The organism is Rossellomorea vietnamensis, assembly GCF_001305855.1.
In the GTDB taxonomy this organism is placed as follows: Bacteria; Bacillota; Bacilli; order Bacillales; family Bacillaceae_B; genus Rossellomorea; species Rossellomorea vietnamensis_A.
On the sequence record NZ_LIXZ01000013.1, the window covers coordinates 51,062 to 73,618 of the forward strand.

The 22,557-nt window shown below is 45.1% G+C and carries 24 protein-coding genes; 11 read left to right on the plus strand and 13 right to left on the minus strand.

The window, feature by feature from the left end; all coding sequences use genetic code 11:
- The 3 genes from AM506_RS15300 (at position 1) to AM506_RS15310 (ending at position 3,676) form a co-directional block, all read left to right on the plus strand.
- The gene (locus tag AM506_RS15300) at positions 1 to 1,095 is read left to right on the plus strand and encodes a threonine aldolase family protein (protein WP_060673361.1); all 1,095 of its coding nucleotides are present in this window, start codon (positions 1 to 3) and stop codon (positions 1,093 to 1,095) included.
- A gap of 206 nt (positions 1,096 to 1,301) precedes the next feature.
- Positions 1,302 to 2,699, plus strand: a complete 1,398-nt coding sequence (locus tag AM506_RS15305; RefSeq protein ID WP_060673362.1) for an FAD-binding oxidoreductase — start codon at positions 1,302 to 1,304, stop codon at positions 2,697 to 2,699.
- On the plus strand, positions 2,696 to 3,676 hold the full coding sequence (locus tag AM506_RS15310) for a bile acid:sodium symporter family protein (protein ID WP_060673363.1): 981 nt from the start codon (positions 2,696 to 2,698) through the stop codon (positions 3,674 to 3,676). The genes AM506_RS15305 and AM506_RS15310 overlap by 4 nt, the downstream gene beginning before the upstream one ends.
- Positions 3,677 to 3,799: 123 nt before the next feature.
- Here the strand turns inward: AM506_RS15310 and AM506_RS15315 are convergent, their stop codons facing one another.
- The 4 genes from AM506_RS15315 to AM506_RS15330 all read right to left on the minus strand — a co-directional run bounded on the left by AM506_RS15315 (position 3,800) and on the right by AM506_RS15330 (position 7,604).
- Positions 3,800 to 4,807, minus strand: a complete 1,008-nt coding sequence (locus AM506_RS15315; RefSeq protein WP_060673364.1) for a FecCD family ABC transporter permease — start codon at positions 4,805 to 4,807, stop codon at positions 3,800 to 3,802.
- Complete coding sequence (locus tag AM506_RS15320) at positions 4,807 to 5,814, minus strand: FecCD family ABC transporter permease (RefSeq protein WP_060673365.1); 1,008 nt, start codon at positions 5,812 to 5,814, stop codon at positions 4,807 to 4,809. The genes AM506_RS15315 and AM506_RS15320 overlap by 1 nt, the downstream gene beginning before the upstream one ends.
- A gap of 67 nt (positions 5,815 to 5,881) precedes the next feature.
- Positions 5,882 to 6,808, minus strand: a complete 927-nt coding sequence (locus AM506_RS15325; protein ID WP_060673366.1) for an iron-hydroxamate ABC transporter substrate-binding protein — start codon at positions 6,806 to 6,808, stop codon at positions 5,882 to 5,884.
- The gene (locus AM506_RS15330) at positions 6,759 to 7,604 is read right to left on the minus strand and encodes an ABC transporter ATP-binding protein (RefSeq protein WP_060673367.1); all 846 of its coding nucleotides are present in this window, start codon (positions 7,602 to 7,604) and stop codon (positions 6,759 to 6,761) included. The genes AM506_RS15325 and AM506_RS15330 overlap by 50 nt, the downstream gene beginning before the upstream one ends.
- Before the next feature lie 177 nt (positions 7,605 to 7,781).
- Here AM506_RS15330 and AM506_RS15335 point away from each other — a divergent pair, with 177 nt between their 5' ends.
- A complete protein-coding gene (locus tag AM506_RS15335) occupies positions 7,782 to 8,831 on the plus strand; it encodes an NAD(P)/FAD-dependent oxidoreductase (protein ID WP_060673368.1) in 1,050 nt (349 codons plus the stop codon).
- A 33-nt stretch (positions 8,832 to 8,864) separates the two neighbouring features.
- Here AM506_RS15335 and AM506_RS15340 read toward each other — a convergent pair whose 3' ends face one another.
- From AM506_RS15340 to AM506_RS22225, 3 genes are all read right to left on the minus strand, one after another.
- Complete coding sequence (locus AM506_RS15340) at positions 8,865 to 9,533, minus strand: DUF421 domain-containing protein (RefSeq protein ID WP_235576124.1); 669 nt, start codon at positions 9,531 to 9,533, stop codon at positions 8,865 to 8,867.
- A gap of 135 nt (positions 9,534 to 9,668) precedes the next feature.
- On the minus strand, positions 9,669 to 10,391 hold the full coding sequence (locus AM506_RS15345; RefSeq protein WP_060673370.1) for a TerC family protein: 723 nt from the start codon (positions 10,389 to 10,391) through the stop codon (positions 9,669 to 9,671).
- A gap of 241 nt (positions 10,392 to 10,632) precedes the next feature.
- Positions 10,633 to 10,935, minus strand: coding sequence for a hypothetical protein (locus AM506_RS22225; RefSeq protein ID WP_235576125.1), 303 nt, complete (start codon positions 10,933 to 10,935; stop codon positions 10,633 to 10,635).
- A 148-nt stretch (positions 10,936 to 11,083) separates the two neighbouring features.
- Between AM506_RS22225 and AM506_RS15350 the strand changes: the two genes are divergently transcribed.
- Complete coding sequence (locus AM506_RS15350) at positions 11,084 to 11,491, plus strand: potassium channel family protein (protein ID WP_060673371.1); 408 nt, start codon at positions 11,084 to 11,086, stop codon at positions 11,489 to 11,491.
- Positions 11,492 to 11,556: 65 nt separating this feature from the next.
- On the opposite strand, the gene AM506_RS15355 is transcribed toward AM506_RS15350, so the two are convergent.
- Both AM506_RS15355 and AM506_RS15360 read right to left on the minus strand, forming a co-directional pair.
- A complete protein-coding gene (locus tag AM506_RS15355) occupies positions 11,557 to 11,994 on the minus strand; it encodes a hypothetical protein (protein WP_060673422.1) in 438 nt (145 codons plus the stop codon).
- A gap of 19 nt (positions 11,995 to 12,013) precedes the next feature.
- Positions 12,014 to 12,352 carry an ASCH domain-containing protein gene (locus AM506_RS15360; protein WP_060673372.1) on the minus strand — a complete coding sequence of 113 codons (339 nt, stop codon included), beginning with the start codon at positions 12,350 to 12,352 and terminating at the stop codon, positions 12,014 to 12,016.
- A gap of 184 nt (positions 12,353 to 12,536) precedes the next feature.
- Here AM506_RS15360 and AM506_RS15365 point away from each other — a divergent pair, with 184 nt between their 5' ends.
- The 5 genes from AM506_RS15365 to AM506_RS15380 all read left to right on the plus strand — a co-directional run bounded on the left by AM506_RS15365 (position 12,537) and on the right by AM506_RS15380 (position 15,734).
- Positions 12,537 to 13,475 (plus strand): DMT family transporter, encoded by a 939-nt coding sequence (locus AM506_RS15365; protein ID WP_060673373.1) that lies wholly within the window; start codon positions 12,537 to 12,539, stop codon positions 13,473 to 13,475.
- A gap of 81 nt (positions 13,476 to 13,556) precedes the next feature.
- The gene (locus AM506_RS15370) at positions 13,557 to 14,078 is read left to right on the plus strand and encodes a ferritin (RefSeq protein WP_060673374.1); all 522 of its coding nucleotides are present in this window, start codon (positions 13,557 to 13,559) and stop codon (positions 14,076 to 14,078) included.
- A 124-nt stretch (positions 14,079 to 14,202) separates the two neighbouring features.
- Positions 14,203 to 14,739: a DUF3189 family protein gene (locus AM506_RS15375; RefSeq protein ID WP_060673375.1), complete on the plus strand. Its 537-nt coding sequence runs from the start codon at positions 14,203 to 14,205 to the stop codon at positions 14,737 to 14,739.
- Between the two features lie 96 nt (positions 14,740 to 14,835).
- A complete protein-coding gene (locus tag AM506_RS23000) occupies positions 14,836 to 14,985 on the plus strand; it encodes a hypothetical protein (RefSeq protein ID WP_200908458.1) in 150 nt (49 codons plus the stop codon).
- A gap of 113 nt (positions 14,986 to 15,098) precedes the next feature.
- Positions 15,099 to 15,734, plus strand: a complete 636-nt coding sequence (locus AM506_RS15380; RefSeq protein WP_060673376.1) for an FMN-dependent NADH-azoreductase — start codon at positions 15,099 to 15,101, stop codon at positions 15,732 to 15,734.
- A 46-nt stretch (positions 15,735 to 15,780) separates the two neighbouring features.
- On the opposite strand, the gene AM506_RS15385 is transcribed toward AM506_RS15380, so the two are convergent.
- From AM506_RS15385 to AM506_RS15400, 4 genes are all read right to left on the minus strand, one after another.
- A complete protein-coding gene (locus tag AM506_RS15385) occupies positions 15,781 to 17,058 on the minus strand; it encodes an MFS transporter (protein ID WP_152968610.1) in 1,278 nt (425 codons plus the stop codon).
- Positions 17,059 to 17,087: 29 nt separating this feature from the next.
- Positions 17,088 to 18,383 (minus strand): alkaline phosphatase family protein, encoded by a 1,296-nt coding sequence (locus AM506_RS15390; RefSeq protein WP_200908459.1) that lies wholly within the window; start codon positions 18,381 to 18,383, stop codon positions 17,088 to 17,090.
- A 164-nt stretch (positions 18,384 to 18,547) separates the two neighbouring features.
- Positions 18,548 to 19,339 carry a polymer-forming cytoskeletal protein gene (locus AM506_RS15395; RefSeq protein WP_060673378.1) on the minus strand — a complete coding sequence of 264 codons (792 nt, stop codon included), beginning with the start codon at positions 19,337 to 19,339 and terminating at the stop codon, positions 18,548 to 18,550.
- A gap of 25 nt (positions 19,340 to 19,364) precedes the next feature.
- Positions 19,365 to 20,000 carry a DUF4004 family protein gene (locus AM506_RS15400; protein WP_060673379.1) on the minus strand — a complete coding sequence of 212 codons (636 nt, stop codon included), beginning with the start codon at positions 19,998 to 20,000 and terminating at the stop codon, positions 19,365 to 19,367.
- A gap of 213 nt (positions 20,001 to 20,213) precedes the next feature.
- Here AM506_RS15400 and AM506_RS15405 point away from each other — a divergent pair, with 213 nt between their 5' ends.
- A complete protein-coding gene (locus tag AM506_RS15405; RefSeq protein WP_060673380.1) occupies positions 20,214 to 22,265 on the plus strand; it encodes a catalase in 2,052 nt (683 codons plus the stop codon).
- Positions 22,266 to 22,557: the final 292 nt, after the last annotated feature.

A 22,557-nucleotide genomic window follows, 5' to 3' on the forward strand; every position in this document is an offset into this window, starting at 1 on the left:
ATGGGGGAAAAAACGTTATTTGAAGCGTATAAAAATGCTACACATCCGGTGCAGGGTCATGGGAAGAGGAATTTTGACGTCCTGAAGGAGGCACTTGAGGGGTTCGATGGTGATGTGGATAGCGATATATATGGATCAGGAAAAATAATAGAAGACTTTCAAGAGAAGATGGCGGATAGCCTTGGGAAAGAAAGAGCCGTGTTCTTTCCAAGTGGAACGATGGCCCAGCAGATTGCCCTGCGCATTTGGTGTGATCAAAAACAGGTGCAGAGAGTGGCGTACCATCCTTTATGCCATCTCGAAATTCATGAAGAGGATGGCTTGAAGAAATTACACGGGATTGAGCCTATTTTATTGGCGGAAAAAAACCGGGTGATTAATCTTGAAGATGTTGTCGGTTTAAAAGAAGAGATTGCATGCTTACTATTGGAGCTTCCTCAAAGGGAAATAGGAGGTCAGCTGCCTGAGTATGAAACCCTTGTAGCGATTTCTCAGTACTGCCGGGATAAAGGGATCAAGCTCCATCTCGACGGGGCGAGACTTTATGAAGTGCTCCCTTATTACGGGAAAACGGCAGCAGAAATCTGCGATTTGTTTGATAGTGTCTATATTTCCTTTTATAAGGGATTCGGTGGAATTGCAGGAGCGATCCTTGCTGGTGATGAGGCATTCACAGACGAATCCAAGGTGTGGAAAAGGCGCCATGGCGGTGATCTGATCAGTCTGTATCCATACATCATAAGTGCCGACTACTATTTCGATCAACGAATTGATAAGATGGATCAGTATTATGAAGGAGCGAAGGAACTGGCTACTCATTTCAATGGCTGTGAGGGGATCAGGACCCTCCCTGAAACGCCCGTTTCGAATATGTTTCACGTCTTCTTCCACTACCCTCAAAAGCAGATCGAAGCCATTCTGATCGAAATGTATGAAAAAACGGGGATCGGCTTAACCGGATACGTGAATGAAGTAAGTGACAATGAGTGCGCTTTTGAAGCGAATATTGGAGATCAATACAAAAACGTACCAAAAAAAGAACTGAAAAACATGTTCACCCTCTTAAATGAAAAACTCCAAAAACAAAACACATGACAAAAAAGTGGTATCGGGACTCTTCCGATACCACTTTTTTTGAGGGACGGACCTCACCAAAATCCCGTTGTGATAAGGATTTGCCTGTGAAAACACGTCTTTTGGAGGTCCGTCCCTCAAAAGGGATCCCAATTGACTATTGAAATATTCAGATTATTAGGTATAATTCGTTACATTATACTTTTTTATGGAAGGGGAGAGGGATTGTGAGTGTGAAGGATGGACGTTTGTTGGATGAGTTAAGGGAGGTTGTCGGCAGTGGGAAGGTGTCGGTGAATGAAACGGTATTGGATCAACACGCAAGGGATGAATCTTATCATTCGCCAAGCTCACCGGATGTGGTGGTATTTCCCGAGAACAGTGAGGACGTGAGTGCAATTGTGAAATTGGCGTCTGCTCACCATATACCCATCATTCCATTTGGACTTGGCACCAGCCTTGAAGGGCACGTCATCCCATATGATAAGGGGATCACGATCGATTTTTCCGAGATGAATAGGATCCTTGAAGTACGGGAGAAGGATTTCCTCGTCAAGGTTCAGCCCGGTGTGACCCGCACCCAGCTGAATAAAGAATTAAAGAAATATGGCCTCTTCTTCTCCGTGGACCCGGGAGCGGATGCGACTCTCGGAGGAATGGCTGCCACGAATGCCAGTGGAACGACTTCTGTTAAATATGGTGTCATGCGTGATCAGGTACGTGATCTTGAAGTGGTACTGCCCGATGGGGAAGTGATCCACACAGGTAATATGGCTCAGAAGTCCTCCTCAGGCTATCACTTGAATAGCTTATTTGTAGGGTCTGAGGGGACGCTTGGATGCATTACGGAACTAACCCTCCGCGTATATGGCATTCCTGAATACACCGTGGCCGCACGGGCGTCATTCCAACATGTAGATGATGCAGTGGAAGCGGTCGTATCCATCCTGCAGGCGGGCGTCCCGATTGCCAGATGTGAGCTTGTAGATGAGCCGTCCATGATTCAAGTGAACCGGTTCAGTGATACGGATTATAAGGAAAAACCGACTCTATTCCTTGAGTTTCATGGCAATGAAGCGGGTCTGAATCAAGATGTTGAATTCACGAAAGAAATCGTTGCAGATCATCAGTGTGAAGACATTGTCTTTGAAGAGGATACGGCAGCACGGAACAAATTGTGGGAAGCGAGGCATAATCTCGCCTATGCTTACGTGCATGGGCATCCGGGAAGGAAACTCATGGTGACGGATGTCTGCTTACCCATTTCTGAATTATCCGGAGCCGTTCAGCACGCCCGAAAACAACTTGAAGAATTAGAGCTCATCGGAGGGATCCTTGGGCATGTGGGGGACGGGAATTATCATACCTCACTCATGATTGACCTGGATGATCCGGATGAGGTGAAGAGAGCCGGCATCTATAACGAACGGATTGTGGAATACGCCCTGGAACGGAATGGTACGTGCACAGGGGAACATGGAGTAGGGGTAGGGAAGATGAAGTATCAAGAGCGTGAACACGGGGGAGCCTTGAAGGTCATGGAGAAAATCAAACTGGCACTTGATCCCGATGGAATCTTCAACCCTCACAAACTAGTACATAAAAAGAAGGAGGACTCAAAATGAAACTACTTGAAACCATCAGTAATCTGGCAGGGAAGTACTTTGCCGTTTGGGTCATCCTGGTAGCGGCTATCGCTTATTTTATTCCGGCGTCATTTCTCTCATTAGGAGCTTATATTACGATCCTATTAGGAGTCGTGATGTTTGGCATGGGGCTCACTTTGAAGCCTGTTGATTTTCAACTGGTACTAAAAAAACCTCTACCTGTCATCACTGGGGTCCTGGCACAGTTTCTCATTATGCCACTGGGTGCCTTTTTAATTGCATACATACTTGGTCTGCCGGCTGAACTGGCTGCCGGTTTAGTATTATTAGGATCTGTTCCAGGAGGGACGGCATCCAATGTCATGGTGTATCTCGCTAAAGGGAATCTTGCTCTATCCGTTGCCATGACCTCACTGTCGACGCTTTTGGCACCCATTGCAACGCCCCTGATCCTTCTCGGTCTTGCCGGTCAGTGGCTGCCCGTCGATCCCGTCGCCATGTTTCTTTCAATCGTGCAGGTAATCATCCTGCCGATCACGATTGGGTTAGTGGTACGAAAGCTATTCCCGGGTACCGTGGAAAAAAGCCTGAACGTTATTCCGCTTATTTCAGTTCTCGCAATCATCATCATCGTGTCAGCCGTCGTCTCTGCGAATGTTGAAAATATCGCATCTTCTGGGGCAATCATTTTCACGGCGGTGATCCTTCATAATCTATTTGGACTCGGCTTGGGATACGGCACCGGTGTCCTGATGAAGCTGGATGAAGGGACGAGACGTGCAATCTCTATAGAAGTGGGAATGCAGAACTCCGGACTCGGAGTGGCCCTTGCCACTGCCCACTTTGGTCCCCTCGCTGCCCTGCCGAGTGTCATTGCGGCAGTATGGCATAATATTTCAGGACCGATCCTTGCAACGTTTTGGAGTAAGAAACCTGTAGATGTCGAGGTGGAGGAGGAATATAGTAGAGGAGCAGTCACCCCGAATGCGAGATAGATCAATCGAAAAAGGTACCGGATACTTCCGGTACCTTTTTGTTAGGGACGGACCTCCCAAATTGAGTGACAAATGCCGTCATTATCACATTCTTACGTGGAATTTGAGGTCCGTCCCTCAAATCTACTTCCTTAGTAACAAGTACATAAAGTAAGGGGCGCCGATGACGGCGATTGTGATGCCGGCTGGGATTCCGTCGGGTTCGAGGATGTTCCGGCCGATGGTATCGGCGAGTAAAAGGAGCCATCCCCCGAGCAATATGGCGATGGGGATGAACATTTGATTGCGCGGTCCGACCATGGCTTTTGCCATATGAGGGGCCATCAAGCCGATAAAGGCGATCCCGCCAGTGACAGAAACTGCAGAGGCTGCCAGGGCGACTGCCACGATCAGCATCATGAAGCGCTCACGGTTGATGGAGACGCCAACACCCACCGAAACAGGCTCGCTTAATCCAAGGAGGTTAAGCATTTGAGATTTATAGAGTGCAAAGGGAATGAGGATCACAAGCCAAGGGAGAATAGCCCATATAAACGGCCAGTCAGCACCCCATATATTCCCCGCCAGCCACTTGGCAATGAAGTCCACCTTCGCCCGTTCAGCGCTTGAGATCAGAATGATCATGAGACCGGACATCGCCATGGAGAATCCGACTCCCACCAGGACCAGGCGGACGGGCTGGATCCCGTTTTTCTTACTATATGAAAAGAAGTAGATCAAGCATGCTGTAAGAAGCGCACCCCCGAAAGCCACAATGGGAAGCAGATACGCAAATGAACCGGCATCGATCGGAAAGAATAGGAAGAAGATGGCGATGGAAACGCCAGCTCCGGAATTGATTCCGATGATTCCCGGGTCTGCCAGATCATTCCGGGTAATGCCTTGCAGGATGGAGCCTGATAGGGCAAGGGCCATTCCCGCGAGAATTGTGATGATGATTCTCGGCAAGCGTATGGAGAAAAGGATGAATTCTTCTTTAAATGACCCGTCACCTAAAAGGGTCGGGATGAGCCGGCTGTACGATACTGAAGAATAACCAAGTCCGATGCTAATAAACGCTGTTGTTATGATTAGTACGAATAGGGCTATAAGAAGCATCCGTTGTTTTTTTATCAAATCAGGATGTATCATTAGAAGCCTTTCCCTCCTTTATGAACGATGAACAGGAAGAAGGGTAACCCCATCATCGCGACGATCGCTGCCACAGGTGTCTCATAGGGAGCGTTTATGGTACGTCCTAGTGTGTCTGCAAGCAGCATAAATAGAGCCCCCATCAAGGTGGAGACGGGGATGATGAAACGGTAATCCGTTCCGACGATCGCCCGCACAATATGAGGGATCATCAAGCCGATGAACACCATGTTCCCGACAAGTGCCACGGCAGCACCTGCAAGCAGGACGAGCACGATGAAAAGAATACCTTTGACAAATGCCGTCCGTTGCCCCAAGCCTACCGCCACTTCCTCGTTCAAACTCAAGATCGTCAGCTGTCTGGATAAAAATAAGGAAACCAGTATACCGATCAAAATGAACGGAACAATTACTTGAAGCTGCCCCCAGGTGGTTCCGATCATCCCGCCTGCCGTCCACATGGAGACTTCTTTTGAAAGCTTGAAAAATAGGCCGATTCCTTCTGCTATGGCAAATAAAAAGGCGGAAACAGCCGCTCCGGCCAGTACGATTCTAAAGGGGGAAAAACCGCCTCTTCTCATGGAACTGATCCCGAATACCATAAGGGCACCCACGGCGGAACCAATAAAGCAGGAAATCATGATGCCGAAATAGCTCACCGAAGGGATGAACGCGAGAGCAACTGCCAAAGCAGCATTGGCTCCGGCTGTCAGTCCAAGGAGTCCTGGATCGGCCAAAGGATTTCGTGTCATTCCCTGCATGATGGCTCCAGATACAGCCAAGGATGCTCCCACTACAATGGCAGCGACTTCACGGGGAAAGCGGATTTCCTGAAGAATGTTGATGGTATCTCCCTTACCGGTAAAAGTCAGTGCATGAAAGACTTCCTTTACGGGTGTTTCTGCAGCTCCATACACTACAGATATCAAAAAGGCGGCAACAAACAAAAGGAAGACCCCGATCAATTTATAAATAAATGGAATCCGTTGTTGTTGAGTGTTCATCATCAATCATCTTTTCTTTTTAGAGTATGGGAAAGGGGAACTCTTATCATTAAGAATTCCCCTTTAAAAATTAATTGCCTAGAAATTTGTCTTTGAAGAAGTCCAACTGGTAATCCAGAGTAAGTGGATCATTAAAGTAAAATTCCATCATATTCACTTCAAACACCTGATTGTTCTTCACTGCAGGAATATTCTTGTATGTTTCAGTTTCCATAAAGGAGTTATCTGCTTTTGGATCTTTACTTATGATCAGGTAGTCTCCGGCAAATTCGGGCATCACTTCAGTGGAGAGGGCGAAATATCCAGGTTCCAAGGCTTGTTCTTTTACTTTCTCAGGCATTTTTAAATCCATTTCCTGATAAAGGATTTCAGTTCCGCGTCCCCAGTTGTTCCCGTATACGTATAATTGCTTATTGAAGCTTTCAATGACAGAAACGGTTGTATCTTCACCGATTTTTGCTTTGATATCATCACCTGCAGCTCCGGCACGCTCTTTAAAATCATCTACCCATTGCTGCGCTTCTTTTTCTTTGTTTAGTAGTTTCCCAATTTCGATATGTTGAGTTAAGTAGTCTACTTTTCCATAAGTGTATGTAACCGTAGGGGCAATTTCATTTAATTTGTCGACATTTTTAATATTGGATAACCCGATGATCAGATCCGGATCAAGTTCGATGATTTTTTCAAGATTTTCATCTGTGACCTCTTCAACGCCTTTGAGCTCTTTATCCCAGCTTGGATTCAGTTTGGACCAGGAGTCGACGCCGACCAGGTTCACATCGAGTGCCATGACGTTTCCTGCGAATGAGGATAGAACGACGACACGTTGTGGATCGGCAGGTACTTCAACGGGACCATTTTCTGATTGATAGGTGATGGTATCTGATTTATTATCCTTTTCTTTTGAATCTGAACCTTCTTCTTTCGTTGAACCATTGCTGCAGGCACTAACCAGTAACACCAACAGCAGAGTAAACGGAATGAGCCATTTTTTCATGTTGAGCTTCTCCTTTGAGTAAATTGTATGTGATACACATTGGCTTATTTGTTCGGGGATCTCTTCCTATTTCGGCATCAATGTGGAATACCTTCTTCAATACGTCGTGGGTGATGACTTCTTCGCAGCTTCCGGATTTGACGATTTCACCTTCTTTTAACGCTACGATATAATCGGCAAACCGGGCTGCCTGGTTCAAATCGTGGAGGACCATTACGATGGTGCGTTCCTCTTCCAGGTTGAGCTTTTGTAACAGTTCAAGTACTTCGAGCTGATGGGCCATGTCTAAATAGGTAGTAGGTTCATCGAGGAAAATGATGTCCGTTTCCTGGGCAAGAGCCATGGCAATCCATACGCGTTGACGCTGACCGCCGGATAAGGCATCGACTTCTCTGTACTTAAATTCTAGAATCCCTGTCACTTCAAGAGCCCAGTTGATGACGTCGTAGTCTTTTTTGGTCAGCCGTCCCATTCCTTTTTGATGAGGGAAACGTCCGTACGACACCAATTCACCAACCGAGAGTCCGCTTGCACTTTCAGGTGTTTGAGGGAGAATCGCCATCTTTTTGGCCAATTCTTTTGTATTTCCCCTTGAAATGTTTTCACCATCCAACAGGACATTCCCGGAGTGGTGGGGGATGATCCGGGTAATCGCTTTCAACAGGGTGGACTTCCCACAACCATTGGATCCGATGATGGTTGTGATTTTTTTGTCCGGGATGTCGACGCTGAGATTTTTCACAATCAGTCGGTCCCCATAACCAATGTTTAATTCGTCTGTACAGAGGCGTACCATTTTATGACCTCCATTTATAAAATTGATAATGATTCTCATTCTCGAACAATTTCAATACTATAATCCTTTTTTACCAATGTCAACATAAAATTTGGTTGTCAAGGGAATGAAAAAGAGATAGGATGTAATTGAGAATGATAATCAATTATAGTTTGGTTACTCAAGGAGTGAACGGAATTGGAAAAAGAATTATTCGACGTAACAGTCATCGGCGGAGGACCGGCTGGCCTTTACTCAGCCTTTTACAGCGGATTAAGAGAAATGAAAACGAAGATCATTGAATTTCAGCCAAGCTTAGGCGGAAAGATACACGTCTATCCAGAAAAGATGATTTGGGATGTAGGGGGAATGACTCCTGTACCGGGGGCAAAACTTATTGAGCAGCTTGTTCAACAAGGGCTGACATTCGATCCGACTGTCGTCCTGAATGAAAAGGTCGAGTCGATGACGAGAGATGAAGAAGGAATATTTATTCTCGAAGGTTCTTCCGGTGAAAAGCACTATTCAAAAACGGTCATCGTCGCAGTGGGAAGTGGGATCATTAATCCACAAAAGCTTAACATCGAGGGAGCAGAAAGGTTTGAAGTCTCCAATTTAAACTATACGGTAAAGTCATTGAAACGGTTCAAAGGAAAAACCGTCATCATCTCAGGTGGAGGCAACTCTGCGATCGACTGGGCAAATGAACTGGAGCCGGTTGCTGGGAAAGTATACATTGCCTATCGAAAGGATGCCCTCAAAGGACACGAAGCACAGTGCGCACAGCTCATGACCAGCTCGGTGACTTGCTTACTGAATACGTCCATTTCCAAGCTGATAGCTGGTGCCGGCCATGATTCCATTGAGAAGGTAGAGTTGACGAATCACCAGACAAACGAAGTATCCTATCTGTCGATCGATGAAGTAATCATCAATCATGGATATGAAATCGATACATCTTTACTAAAGAATAGTTCACTCGATATCGATATGATCGATGATTACTATATAGCTGGTACAACAACGAGCGAATCCTCAATAGAAGGGCTTTATGCGGCAGGCGATATCCTGAAACATGAAGGAAAAGTGAATTTGATTGCCGGCGCTTTCCAGGATGCCGCAAACGCGGTCAATAAAGCCAAGCAATTCATTCAACCCGACGCCAAAGAATTTGCCATGGTCTCTTCTCATAACGAAGCATTCAAGAAAAGGAATAAAGAATTGGTTAAGCAGATGATGAACTCATAATGGTAATGATCCCTCCGAGGGTAGAGGGAGTCTTCATTTATACAGATAGATTTTTATCTGATCCTGCTTATCTATCGTTGCCAGCAAGACCTCGTGTACTGTAACATCATGAGAATTTCTTAATTGATCATACAACCAGGATCCGTTTTTATTAAGCTTCATTAATGCTGATAGATTGACTCTGCCATCCTCGATAATGGGGATGGGGAGGTCAAATGCTTTAAAAGGGAGTGCGACATCCTGAATTGTAACGGGCTGATACTGTGGTTTGAGAAAAAATGAAATCTCTCCTCCAGGCTCCCACAGGGCTATCGCAACTTTATGAACTTCTTCGATTTGCTGCTTCCTTAATTCAGATAACAGGCTTTCTATAGGAATCCTTGCTTTCTTGAGATTTTTATATAAGATTTCACCATTATGTATTATGGGAATAGGGGAGGGATCGAGTATTTTTCGTATGAAGGTTGAATGAAGGCTGAGGTAAACCCCAATTAGATAGAGAATCACCAACGTTCCCATAGTGAGCATAGATCCTTTCATTCCTAACCCTTCGTCAGACAAGGGATGAGCCATAATATTCCCGATTAAAAGTGCCATAACAAAATCAAGGAATCGCAGTTGAGAAATGGACCGTTGTCCCATTAATTTGGTTATGACAAGTAAAAAGGTGAATCCTGTAGCAGCACGGAAAATCCATTCCACAGCGGTTAATGATTCCTGGCTCATGAAGAAATCCAATAAACACGTCCTCCTTCTTTCTTAACTGACAATTAGTCTTTCCAAAAAGCACTTGTAAGAAACAAAAAAGATGCCTACAATTGCAGGCATCTTCCAGGGTTATGCATTATATTGGTGTACATTTTTGTGATCAGATTGAGAACGTTTATTTGCCAGGAACCCTCCAATAAGAATCGCGGCGGTTAGTACGATGGTGATGATGGTAGTAATCAGTCCGTGTTCGATATTGATCAGATCCAGGAACTTCTCATCCGACACGATCATTTCCCCTGCTGTGTAGGCAAGGATCCCAGCCCCAAGGTAGGCGATCCAGCGAAATCTTTCCAGTATTTTTACGATGGCTTTGGATCCGAATATCATGATAGGAATCGAGATGAAGACGCCGAGGGCGATCATACCGAGATGTCCATGTGCGGCACCTGCGACAGCAACGACATTATCAAGACTCATGGCAGCATCCGCGATGATGATGGTCATGATGGCTTGTCTAAGTCCGGTGTGCGATTTAACATTGGCATCTTCTTCATCTTCCACAAGTACCTGATAGGCAATCCATAGTAACAGGACTCCTCCTATGAGATGAACATAAGGAATCTGTAGTAAATAAACGATGACGGCTGCAAAGAAGATTCGTAGGGTGACGGCACCTGCCGTTCCCCAGAAGATCGCTTTGTTCTGAAGGTCTTTCGGTAATCTTCTCGTTGCCATGGCAATGACAATCGCATTATCTCCAGATAAAATGATATCGATGGCTATGATTTTTAATAGGGCAATGATTGCTCCGGTAGAGATGGCAAGTCCAAGTGGAAATGAGAAATCCATATTGCTTCCTCCTTGTGTATACGAATCTATGAATAATTTGCTAACTAATCTATTATACCACATTTTAATAATGGAGAAACTTCCACCGTTCACGTGGACCCTTAAACTCTATTCCATGGGAGGAATTTCATGGTTAATAGAGAGAATGTGACATGAATGAAAATGCAGCTTCTGTGCTTCAAATAAAGCCAATCATCAAGAAATCCCCGACTCCATCCAGGAGGGGGGATTTTCGTTTTCATTATGATTGGGGGTAAGGTGTCGGGTAGGGATAAGGGTAAGGATACGGATATGGATAAGCAGGTACCGGCACCGGGTATGGTCCAGGGGACGCAGCTGCCCCAACGGCTAAACCGGTCACTGTTCCGGCAGCAAAGCCGGGGTATCCCCAGCCGTGATAGCCAAAGTTTCCACCGTGATTCCAGTTACCTCCCTGATTCCAACTTGTTCCGTGTCCCCAGGTTGCGTGGCCGTGTCCGTTTCCCCAACTTGCATGCCCTCCACCGCCGTGGGCGGGTCTATACATATTATATGGCAGATTCAATGTCATTCTCACCTTTCTCAAAATAGAGGAGTTGCTACATCATATGTGGATTTTAGGGATTAGGAATAAGAATTTGAAGTCATGAGTTTTAAACAAACCGAACGTGGTATAGGAAACATAGTCTGTTTAAGAGGAGGATTCACACGCATTGGCAACCATCGTTACCTTAGGAGCCATCCTATTTATAGTAGTAAACTTAATATATTTCTTTAAGGATAAGCATTTCAAATACAGTTATTTCAGCACAGCGTTATTTCTGAAGCTGTTCTTTGTGCTTCTCAGCATCATGATTGCATTTGCTGCACTTTATTATGCCCTGTCGTTTGACAATCCTATGCTCCGGATTAGTTCGCCGAGTGGTAAGCCGGTGGAACATTCATTCCTCAATTACCTGTATTATAGCGGAGTGACCATTTTGTCAGTCGGTTACGGGGACTATATCCCGACGGGGCATCTCAGATTCTTTGCGCTGCTTGAAGCCGCGATCGGACTGTTACTTCCGACTGCCTACTTTATGAAAGTATTAGAGTCGAAGGGGAATAAGGGGGATGAGTAGGAATCGAACTAAAAAAGCGTGTACCGGGTACAATCATCCCCGATTGTACCCGGTACACGCAACAATTACACCCACATCCCCGGTTTCACCACCATAAACCACAGCATGGCCAAAAGGAGAACGAGATAAATCCAAACGGTCCTATGCAATTTTCCAACAAGCTTCTCCCTGTCCGCATCTTCCTCCCCGAATTTCCGCAGAGTCGGTGAAAATGCCCGTGCCAAAAAGAAAAGAGAGCAGAACATGATGAAAAGGGTCATGATGATCCACGGTGTCGTCCATGTCCATGGTCCAAGAAGAACGAGGAGAATCCCCGATCCGACAAGGACGTGTCCTGAATGCTTTGAAAGCTGCACGGTGTAGCGGAATGTATCCAGGTACGAAGGCAGGATGGACGGAGACGCGGTCCGTAACTTTTTCATCGTCAATAATAGTAAGAAAAATGGCCCGATGGAAGCCACGACACTTATGACATGAAGGTAAATCAATGTTTTATATAGCAGTTGCTCCATGTGAAGTGCTCTATTCTGTCACTAAACTAAATTCGTGGACCCATACTTTCATGCCCGGGTGCCACGGCATTCCTGGATGGAAGGAGAGGATGGCATTTTTATAATCCTCTACAGATTGATATCCTTCTTGCTTGGCGTGATCGTCTGTCAGTTCGCCCAGAGACTGGGAATAGACGCTGTTCACTATGTATTTCTTTTCTTGAAGTTCCATGATTTCCCCGACATCCGCGTATCTTCCATTTCGACGGGTTGCCGTTTTCGTTCCTTGAAGCACTTTTTCAACGTCTTCCGCATTTGTTACTAAACGTTCGATGGTACATGTTTTTGGTGGCAGTTCATGATTTGTCATGTTTAAAAACCCCTTTCGACCTATACTATAGCATAGTCTAGGGTGGAGGAGAATATAAGGTGCTGTCTATATTACCGCTAAAATGTTCCTGTTGTTTCCAAAAAAGGATTTCTATCTCTAGTCGGAATGCCTCTCTGGTGCTATGATTGGATGAAATATCCGATAGAAAGAAGGCTCCTTTGAATTGAAAAAATGGCAAACGTATATCATCCTTGTGTTCATCATGCTCATATGGGGCTTTAATGTGCCGGCGTTGAAAACGCTTGTAAGCGAATTTACACCTGTTACGATTACCTCTCTTCGCATTTTCACAGCAGGTATGACAGTATTTATTCTCCTTGGTCTTATGGGGAAGATCAGAAAGCCGACAGCAAAGGAATTCCTATTCATCATTGCCGGTGGTCTGTTAAATGTGGTCAGTCACCATTATTTTTTATCGGTCGGGTTAACGGGAACGTCGTCTACAAATGGGGGGTTGATCCTTGGAACGGGGCCATTGTTAACGGCTTTAATGGCGACGATCATCCTCAGGAATCGGCCGACCGTGATTAAAATCATCGGGTTTCTTTCAGGCAGTGTCGGTGTGACGATCATTGTATTGTCAGGTGGGGAAGGAATCGGTGGATTGAAGATGGGGGATCTGTTCATTTTCATCTCCATATTTTCACAGGCATTGAGCTTCATCATCATAAGCCGTGCCGCCAAGACGTTGGATCCCCGTTTATTGACGGGGTATATGCTTGTGTTCGGTTCCATTGTTCTTTTTGTCATCAGCCTGGTCACGGAACCCCGAGGACTGAAGCAATTAGGTGGGGCACCGGCCTCGATATGGGTGCTGTTTTTTGCTTCAGCCATATTGGCCACAGCTGTTGGACATATGATCTACAATCATTCGATTGGAAAAATAGGTGCTGCTGAAACATCGATTTTCCTGAACCTTAATACTTTTTTCTCACTTCTCGGAGCGGCGATTTTTCTTGGTGAGACCGTGACAATCTATCACCTGGTCGGTCTTGTGTTCATCGTCCTTGGTGTCGTATGTGGATCCGGTACCCTGGAAGAAATTGTGGTGAAAAGAAAACGGAAACGGTTCCTGGATGGAAAACGGAATCATCAAGCATAGATGGTTCTGTTTTTTTATTCATCATAATTTTATCTTTCCTTCAATAAAATAAATGGTCAATACATTTTGAGGAGGAACGATATGCTTAATGAGCAAATTCAAAAGCTGGTGAATAATCTAATCGGGATCGAGCATGTGTCAACTACCCTTTATCTTGCTATGTCTGCCTATATGGCGAATCAGAATTACACAGGAATGGCAAACTGGCTGAGGCTCCAATCTGAAGAGGAGCGGACACATATGTTGAAGCTCATCGACTATGTGACAGACAGGGGAGGAATGGTGGATATTCAGCAACTCCCTGCCCAGCCGAAAGAGTATGGAACCCCTCTTCAAACTTTTCAAAAAGTGCTGGAACATGAGCAATTCGTTACCAACTCCTATCAACAGGCCTACAATTATGCCGCTCAAAATGATCAACAGACTGCTGTCATCATTCAGGAATTTCTGAGAGAACAGATTGATGAAGAAGCTCAGGCACTGACTATTGTAGATCGGTTGAAACTTGCCGGAGATAATCCCGCCGCTCTATTGGTGCTGGACCAGGAATTGGGTCAGCGTACAGCAGCACCAGCAGCAGGTACTGCTCCTGCGGGTGGTTGATTCAGGCTGTGAGTTCCTGCTTCCCCATTCGTGGGAGCAGGATTTTTTATTGTATTAAAATGAAAAGGGATACTCTCCAACCCAACCGTCCATACTGAAGAAAACGACTCTTATAGGTGATCAGATGATATATATATACAATGATTTCGGCGGGACTCATACCACCTCCTTGGCTGCAGCTTATCACTTGCGTTTGTTGAAGCCGGGAAAGTTAACGAAGGAGGAGATCCTTTCGGTTCCATATTTTAACCAGCTCAGAAAAAAAGACACGGGACACATTTTCTATCACGGGACCGACGAGGAAGGTAATTCCGTCTATACAATCGGACGAAGGAATTCCAAGTATGTGGTACCTGCCTTAACGGATCTGAGTGGCATTTTATTGAATCGCTACGGACAAAAGGAAAAAATCATCATTTCCAATACTTCACCAACCGTCCCGCCAACGATGACAGCGGGAGGCTTCTTTTCAAGGGAACTGGGGATCGATTGGATCGGCGTGCCCCTCCTTGTGAAAGGGGCGAAGCAATGCCATGGTCTCATTCAACATCTCGTGGAAGAAACAAAGAGTGTGGCAACAACATCGTCAGAGCAGGTTGTTGTATTAGAAAATAAAAAATATCAATATAAAATGGGAAAAAAGGATATCTTCTGGAAGTAAAGCATATTATAATGAGTAAATACTACTGGGTAAAAGGTCTGTTCTGTATGGACCCGTACATAATGGTCATACTACAGTAAAACGGAGGTGTCGACTTTGGAAGGTAAACCATTACCATTTCACTTTGATGGCAGTCACCATTTCGCAGCTGGGGAAACGCAAGAAAACACTCCATTTGAACTAACAGACGAAATAAGAAAAAATATCGGAGGAAACCCGTTTGAAACACCAGGTGAAGAAGAGTAAGATTTGAATGCTGTCCTAAGCGGGCAGCATTCTTTTTTTGAAAAAAAGGATAATACCATTCATATCTTCACAAAATACGATTGTGAGTCAATAGAAGAAAGGATGGATGATGAATGGCAAAAGTATTATATATAACCGCGCATCCCCATGACGATACCCAATCGTACAGCATGGCGGTTGCGAAAGCATTTATGGATACGTATAAGGAAGTGAACCAGGGCGATGAAGTGATTCATCTCGATTTGTACCGTGAGCATATTCCTCATATCGATGCGGATGTGTTCAGTGGATGGGGGAAGCTTCAATCAGGTAAAGGATTTGAGGAGCTTTCCATGGAAGAGCAGAAGAAAGTCAACCGTCTCAATGAACTATCCGATCAGTTCATCGGGGCTGATAAATACGTATTTGTTACTCCTTTCTGGAATTTTTCATTTCCACCGGTGATGAAAGCATATATCGACTCCGTGGCAGTGGCAGGGAAATCATTCAAGTATACGGAACATGGGCCGGTTGGATTATTGACGGACAAGAAAGCGATACATATCCAGGCCAGGGGCGGTATTTACTCTGAAGGACCGGCGGCAGGTATGGAGATGGGACATCGCTATTTAAGCCTTATCATGCAATTTTTCGGTGTACCTTCCTTTGAGGGTGTATTTGTGGAGGGACATGCCGCAATGCCGGATAAAGCACAGGAGATCAAGGAAGATGCGATTGCCCGTGCGAAAGATGCAGCACATTCTTTCTAATGAAATTAGAAGAGCCCAGAACATAAATGTTCGGGCTCTTTCTTCTTTATACGATGGCTGACTTCTCTACGTCAGCCTCTGTCGGTTCGGGTACGAAAGCAAGGATGATAATTCCTATGATAAAGAGGATGACAAGACTGAAGACACCACTGTTGGACGCACCGGTCATTTGCGCGGTGACTGCCACTAATAAGGGACCGAGAATCGATGCAAACTTACCGAAAATATTGTAAAACCCAAAGAACTCGTTGGCATTTTTCTTCGGTATCAGCTTTGCAAAATAAGCCCTGCTCAGTGCCTGGATGCCACCTTGAGAAGAAGCAACGAGCATGGCGAGGATCCAGAAGTCCATGGTTGTCTCTAAGAAATAGGCGTATATGCATACGATGATATACACTGAGATTCCCACATACAGCATCTTTTTCCCCGTAAACCTTTCGGCCAGTCTTCCGTATAGAATCGCAAAAGGTCCAGCCACCACCTGGGTCACAAATAGAATAATCAAAAGGTTGGTGGAGGTGATCCCAAGATCCGACCCGTAAGCCGTGGACATGGTGATGATGGTGCCGACCCCGTCAATATAAAAGAAGTAAGCAAGCAGGAATAAAAAGAGTGCCCGATATTTCCTGACTTCTTTCATCGTTTTGCCAAGACGTTTGAAGCTGTTTGCGACCGGGCTTTTTTCCCGTTGGATGAAGTAGCGCTGGTGTACATTCTTCAATAGCGGTATAGAGAAGAGCCCCCACCATAAAGCGGTGATCACAAAGGCAATCTTACTGGCGACGGTGACGGAGATGGGAAGGGTCCCATTCTGGGATAAAATGATGATGGCGATGCTTAAGATGAACGGGATCGTGCTTCCGATATACCCGAATCCAAATCCCCGTGACGATACACGGTTCATCCGCTCTTCCGCCGTAACGTCGGTCAGAAAGGCATCATAGAAGACGTTCGAACCGGCTGATCCGACTGCTGCCACTGTATAAAAGACTAAAAGAAGCAGCCATTGATCACTGGGTACGAAAGCGAGGAAGAGGGTGAATGTCACACCCAGTGCAAAGAAGAAGGTAAAGAACTTCTTCTTATATCCCTCATAATCGGCGATGGTCCCAAGGATCGGACCGATCATGGCCAGGATGAAGGTCGCAATCGCAATGGTGTATCCCAAATAGGCCGTTGAATTAGCGGCACTGACTCCGGCATTTGTAGCGGCCGCTTTATAAAAGAGCGGAAAGACGGCGGTAGAAATGATAATGGAATACGCTGAATTGGCCCAATCATAAAAAATCCAGCTGCTTTCTTCTTTCGAAAAACGTTTCATGATTTTTTCCCCCTAAGGAAACAGAATCTTCTTTATACATCCAATAATTCTTCAATCGGTTTTCCGTCTGGATTTTCTAAGGTGAGGCCGAGCAATTTTGCAAATGTCGGTCCTTCATCAATGAGGCGCATTGATGGGATTTCAAGGTTTGGACGGATTCCTTTTCCTGCAGCCATGAAGATCGTGGAGTAGTTCTCCTTTTCCGGAGAATATCCGTGAGAGCCATACGTGTACCGCTTATCCTTCACATCTTCCTGAGTGATTGTATGGATGAAGGATCCATCCAGAGTATCTTTAAAGTAAAAACCGTGTCGGGCCTCGAGCATGAATGCACAATTTGCATCGGCTCCTTTTCCGGCAGCTTCTTCTCCTGTGAGAATGGATTCAATACCATTGGAAGGGTCCGGTTGTAACCGTTCCAAGAGCGACCTCACTTCTTGTGTCGAATCGGGATCCCGAGTGTACACATAGGCAGAACCATCACACCCTTTGCAATACGCTTTCCAGTCAGTTACCTTCCCGCGACGGTTTACGGATATTAACCCTTTTTCCTTAAGAAGAACGTTGAGTTGCACGGCCTTCGATTCGTCTAAGGCACTATGATCTCCAAGGGCGACAATCGTCGACTTAGCATACATGCCGTTTTCCTTTAACGCTTCTATGATTCTCCCCAATCTCTCATCATGGCGGCGGAGGGCTGCATGTGCTTCTTCAGAAGAAAAACCATGGTAATGCCGCATGGTATCAAGGTCCGTAAAATGCACAAGCAATAAGTCTGGTTTCCTTTTGATTGTTTCAACCGTCGATTCGAGGACGAAATCATCCAGCTCAGGCTGATTCAGGCCGTTGCGCATATGGCCAAAAAGACGATTCATCTGCAGTTGGAAGAGGGGACTTCCATTCAAAAGCGAGACGAGTATCTGGTTATGCCAGGGACGGTTGGCGAAGATTTCGGGCATATTATAACCAATATCCCCTTTGGCTGTCACCGGCCAAAGGAGGGCTGCCGTCGTCATTCCCGCTTTTCTGGCTTCATCATACAGGGTGGTGCCCTTTATGGATTTCCGGTGCCAATGCCAGTCCGGCGACTCTCTGCCAGGCTGGAGGAGTGTATTATTCACCACACCGTGACGATTTGGGTACTTTCCGGTTACGATTGTTGCGTGACAGGGATACGTGACAGAAGGATAGATGGTTTCAACCCCTTTGCAGTAAGATCCATGTGCAATCAGTTCCTGGAAGTGGGGAAGTTCGTTCAGGATGGGAAAGTCCAAGGCTGATAAACAATCGAAAGAGATGACTATGAGGTGATCCGTCAAACGTTTCATAATGTCCTCCAATATCCTCGCAGGATTTTACTATATACCTATTAATATAGCAGAACATTCAGAATAAAAATATGAAATTTCGAATAGGTGGAGGTTAAGGGGATGTAAAGGAGTCGTAAATATAAAAAACAGGGATGGCCGGGCCACTCCCTGTTTCGTGTAAGTCAGATTTTCACTTTGTTTCTGATGGAGGAGTCCTTGTGTACATCAATGGTACCTGAGTATTCAACCGTATCGATTTCACAGTTCTCCTTTATCACGACGTTTTTACCGCGAACAAGCTTTGCCCTCGTATGTTCAAGATTGACTTCGTCACCTTCGATCAGTTCAGAGGATAAGTAATCTTCTTTTTGCAGAAAGAAGTTGAATACCTGTTTGAATAGTTTGGTTGAATGGTGGTGAGTCACTGAAATTTTTTCACCGCCAATTTCTCTAATGGATGATTCATGGTTGATTTCAATCTGGACGTTATCAGCGTTAAGTAACCCATCGATGTGCACAGAGCCTGAAGATGAGAAGGTTTCGACTTCACAATCCTCTCCAACCGTTAAAGATCCGCTCGCTCTGATCAATCCGCCCTGAATCTTTCCGCTTACCTTGCATGAACCGCTTACCTTGAATTTTTCGATGATAAGATCCCCATTCACCTTACTGGATCCACTTATCGTCATTTCGGATGCAATCACGGACCCTTCATATTTGGAACTGCCGCTCGTTGTAATCGTTTCGGCTTTCGTATCTCCTTCAATTGAGGAAGAGCCGCTTGTTTTGATCAGCCCTGCTTTTACATCCCCTGCCACGGTACCTGAACCCGATATTCTCATTTCACGGCAGTCAATATCCCCAGCGATCTTCCCACTTCCACTGATCTTCACTTCATCAAATTGTCCTCCGCCGGATGTTCCGGACCCGCTGATCTTCAAATCATGAAGCTTTTTCTTTTCCACTGTATTCATGTAATTCTCCTCCAATTCAGGGACGTCAGATCCCTTTCGTATTCGTTAACGTGATTTTCAATTCTTCCATCATTTGTTGTAAATCGAATCTCAACACGACTTGAGCCGTATGGTCCACCAGGAAGTCTGAAGGGAGGGGAAGGAGCATCCACATATGCGCCTCACCTTTTCTGATACCGATTAGTTCAAGGGAAGATTCTTTCAATGGTGTAAACTTTTCATGAAGAAAAAGATAAAGGGTTTGCTGAGCTTCTTTAGGGATTTCTAATCTGTTGCACTTTTCGATAATCAACATATTTAAGATATCCTGGAATTCGTAAGCGTCTTTTACTGGTAATAGAGAGGTACAGAAAGCCATGGTTTGATCTGAAAGAAGGCCGTGGGACGAAAGCTCTCCTTCACTGACTCCGATCCTTGTGGGATTGGGTGAAAAGAAATCCGAGAGCTCATCCAGGGAGTAATCATCTTTCATCTCTTTGATTGTATCGATCCGTGCAAGCATCTTTTCCCTCGGGAAGAACGTCTCCTGACCGGTGTAGCTGGACTTCTTGATGAACCAGCCTTCAGGGATGATATTCTTTCGTTTCCAGCGGTAAAGCTGTCCGTAAGATATCCCGGTGAGTTCCAGCACTTCTTTTTTAGAAATAAGATCTGTTTCCATGAGGGTTCACTTCTTTCTGTAACAAAACATTGTTACGTTACTTTGCATTCAGTTTAACAGAACAATGTTACGCAGTAAAGAAAAATTGGAAAAATATTAAAAGAGATGATTCCCGAACTTTCCAATAAATGTTTACATCAACTCATCATGGGTACTAGTTAATCAGAATGTATTACATAGTAAACATTAATAAACATAGAGAGGGATGAAAGAATGGGAGACGATCGTCGTACGAAGGTGAATGGTAAAAGTAAAGATGAACAGCTTGAACAGTATAGGGTGGATGACGAAGGAAAGCATCTTACAACCAATCAAGGGCTGAAGGTATCTGAGGATGAGTTTTCACTGAAAGCCGGAGAGCGCGGACCTACTTTAATGGAAGATTTCCACTTCCGGGAGAAGATGACCCACTTCGACCATGAACGGATACCGGAACGGATTGTCCATGCACGTGGATTTGCGGCTCATGGAGAGTTCGAACTCTATGACTCTATGAAAGAATATACTATGGCTAAGTTTCTTCAGGATACGTCGACGAAGACTCCTGTATTTGTACGCTTTTCAACAGTGGCTGGGTCCAGGGGTTCAGCGGAGGCAGTACGTGATGCGCGGGGATTTGCCACGAAATTTTATACAGAAGAAGGGAATTATGATCTTGTCGGAAACAATATTCCGGTGTTCTTCATTCAGGATGCAATCAAATTCCCGGATCTTGTTCATGCTCTTAAACCTGAGCCGCATAATGAAATGCCTCAGGCTGCTTCTGCCCACGACACATTCTGGGACTTTATTGCAAATAATCAGGAGTCCGCTCATATGGTGATGTGGGCCATGTCCGATCGGGCGATTCCACGGAGTTTCCGTATGATGGAAGGATTCGGTGTCCATACATTCCGCCTGGTGAACGAAGAAGGCAAAGCTCATTTTGTGAAATTCCACTGGAAACCGGTACTCGGAACACACTCACTCGTATGGGATGAAGCACAGAAGATTAACGGGAAAGACCCTGATTTCCACCGCCGTGATTTATACGAATCAATCGAGGGAGGGGACTATCCGGAGTATGAACTTGGTGTTCAGCTCATCAAAGAAGAAGATGAGTTCAATTTTGACTTTGATGTCCTCGATCCTACGAAGTTATGGCCGGAAGAGGAAATCCCTGTGAAGATCGTCGGGAAAATGACCCTGAACCGGAATGTGGACAATGTGTTTGCCGAGACGGAACAGGCGGCATTCCATCCTGGATCTGTCGTTCCTGGAATCGATTTCTCCAATGATCCGTTGTTGCAGGGACGCTTATTCTCCTATACAGATACACAATTGATCCGCCTTGGAGGACCGAACTTCCACGAGCTTCCGGTTAATAGACCTGTATGTCCTTTCCATAATAACCAGCGTGATGGTTATGGACGTCATACGATTAATAAAGGCCAGGTGAGCTATCATAACAATTCATTGGCTCATAATACACCGGCCCCTGCTTCGAAGGAAGAAGGCGGGTACACCCACTATCAGGAAAAGATGGAAGGCAGGAAAGTACGTACAAGAAGTGAAAGCTTCAAGGACCACTTCTCACAGGCGACACTATTCTGGAACAGCATGAGTAAACCTGAGAAGGAGCACATCATTCAAGCCTTCAGTTTTGAACTGGGAAAAGTGAAGAGCAAATCGGTTCAGAAGCAGATCGTCGATATGTTTGCGAACGTGAGTATGGACCTGGCAAAAGGTTTCGCAGAAGCGATCAATATAGAAGTACCTGAAGGAGAAGGATCGAAGGTAACGAAATCTTCACCGGCTTTAAGTCAGGAAAATACGAAAAAGAAGCCGGCTACCCGTAAAGTGGGTGTCATCGTCGGTAATGGCTTCAAAGGAGAAGAAGTGAATCATGTTCTCTCTGCTCTAAAAGAAGAAGGGGTTCAGCCTGAAATCATAAGTGATAAACTGGGGACCCGCAAAGGTAATGACGGTACAGAGCTTGAAGTCGACCATACATTCTTAACGGGAGAATCGGTCTTATTCGACAGTCTATACGTTGTAGGTGGAGAAAACGTTGATAAAAAATTCTCACAAGATACTACCTACTTTGTAAAAGAAGCGTATTCTCACTTTAAACCGATAGGTGCCACCCATGAAGGTTTACACTGGCTGGAAGAAGCAGGTGTGAAGGGTTCAGGGGTTGTAACCGGAGAAGACATGAAATCATTTGCCCGGGAGTTCACCGCAGCCATTGCGGAACATCGCCATTGGGATCGTGAATTGATATAAAGCTAAGGATAAGATGAATAGTAGAATGCCAGACCTGATTCCAGGTCTGGCATTTTTTATGGTTTAAATAGCCCTTTTTACTAGTAAATAGACGTTTATATCATTCGAAACTAGCAATACATACATAAGATAGCCATGTAAGGTGATTTAAAAGTACTGAATAAGTGAGGTGATTATGGATGAGTGCCGGTCATTCTCATAACGAATTTGATTTTTACAGCTTGCTATTAGTTCTGTTAATTGTAGCTTTTCTAGTTCTACTTGCAATTAACCCTCTAGCAGCATTGATTGT

Bases quoted from the DNA above. Each gene is read 5' to 3' on its own strand.
- AM506_RS15380 (WP_060673376.1), top strand. From the start codon at position 15,099: ATGGCAAAAGTATTATATATAACCGCGCATCCCCATGACGATACCCAA.
- AM506_RS15315 (WP_060673364.1), bottom strand. From the start codon at position 4,807: ATGATACATCCTGATTTGATAAAAAAACAACGGATGCTTCTTATAGCC.
- AM506_RS15390 (WP_200908459.1), bottom strand. From the start codon at position 18,383: ATGAAACGTTTGACGGATCACCTCATAGTCATCTCTTTCGATTGTTTA.
- AM506_RS15370 (WP_060673374.1), top strand. From the start codon at position 13,557: ATGCTTAATGAGCAAATTCAAAAGCTGGTGAATAATCTAATCGGGATC.
- AM506_RS15400 (WP_060673379.1), bottom strand. From the start codon at position 20,000: ATGGAAACAGATCTTATTTCTAAAAAAGAAGTGCTGGAACTCACCGGG.
- AM506_RS15405 (WP_060673380.1), top strand. From the start codon at position 20,214: ATGGGAGACGATCGTCGTACGAAGGTGAATGGTAAAAGTAAAGATGAA.
- AM506_RS15325 (WP_060673366.1), bottom strand. From the start codon at position 6,808: ATGAAAAAATGGCTCATTCCGTTTACTCTGCTGTTGGTGTTACTGGTT.
- AM506_RS15395 (WP_060673378.1), bottom strand. From the start codon at position 19,339: ATGAATACAGTGGAAAAGAAAAAGCTTCATGATTTGAAGATCAGCGGG.
- AM506_RS15360 (WP_060673372.1), bottom strand. From the start codon at position 12,352: ATGACAAATCATGAACTGCCACCAAAAACATGTACCATCGAACGTTTA.
- AM506_RS15320 (WP_060673365.1), bottom strand. From the start codon at position 5,814: ATGATGAACACTCAACAACAACGGATTCCATTTATTTATAAATTGATC.
- AM506_RS15310 (WP_060673363.1), top strand. From the start codon at position 2,696: ATGAAACTACTTGAAACCATCAGTAATCTGGCAGGGAAGTACTTTGCC.
- AM506_RS15345 (WP_060673370.1), bottom strand. From the start codon at position 10,391: ATGGATTTCTCATTTCCACTTGGACTTGCCATCTCTACCGGAGCAATC.
- AM506_RS15330 (WP_060673367.1), bottom strand. From the start codon at position 7,604: ATGGTACGCCTCTGTACAGACGAATTAAACATTGGTTATGGGGACCGA.
- AM506_RS15375 (WP_060673375.1), top strand. From the start codon at position 14,203: ATGATATATATATACAATGATTTCGGCGGGACTCATACCACCTCCTTG.
- AM506_RS15300 (WP_060673361.1), top strand. From the start codon at position 1: ATGGGGGAAAAAACGTTATTTGAAGCGTATAAAAATGCTACACATCCG.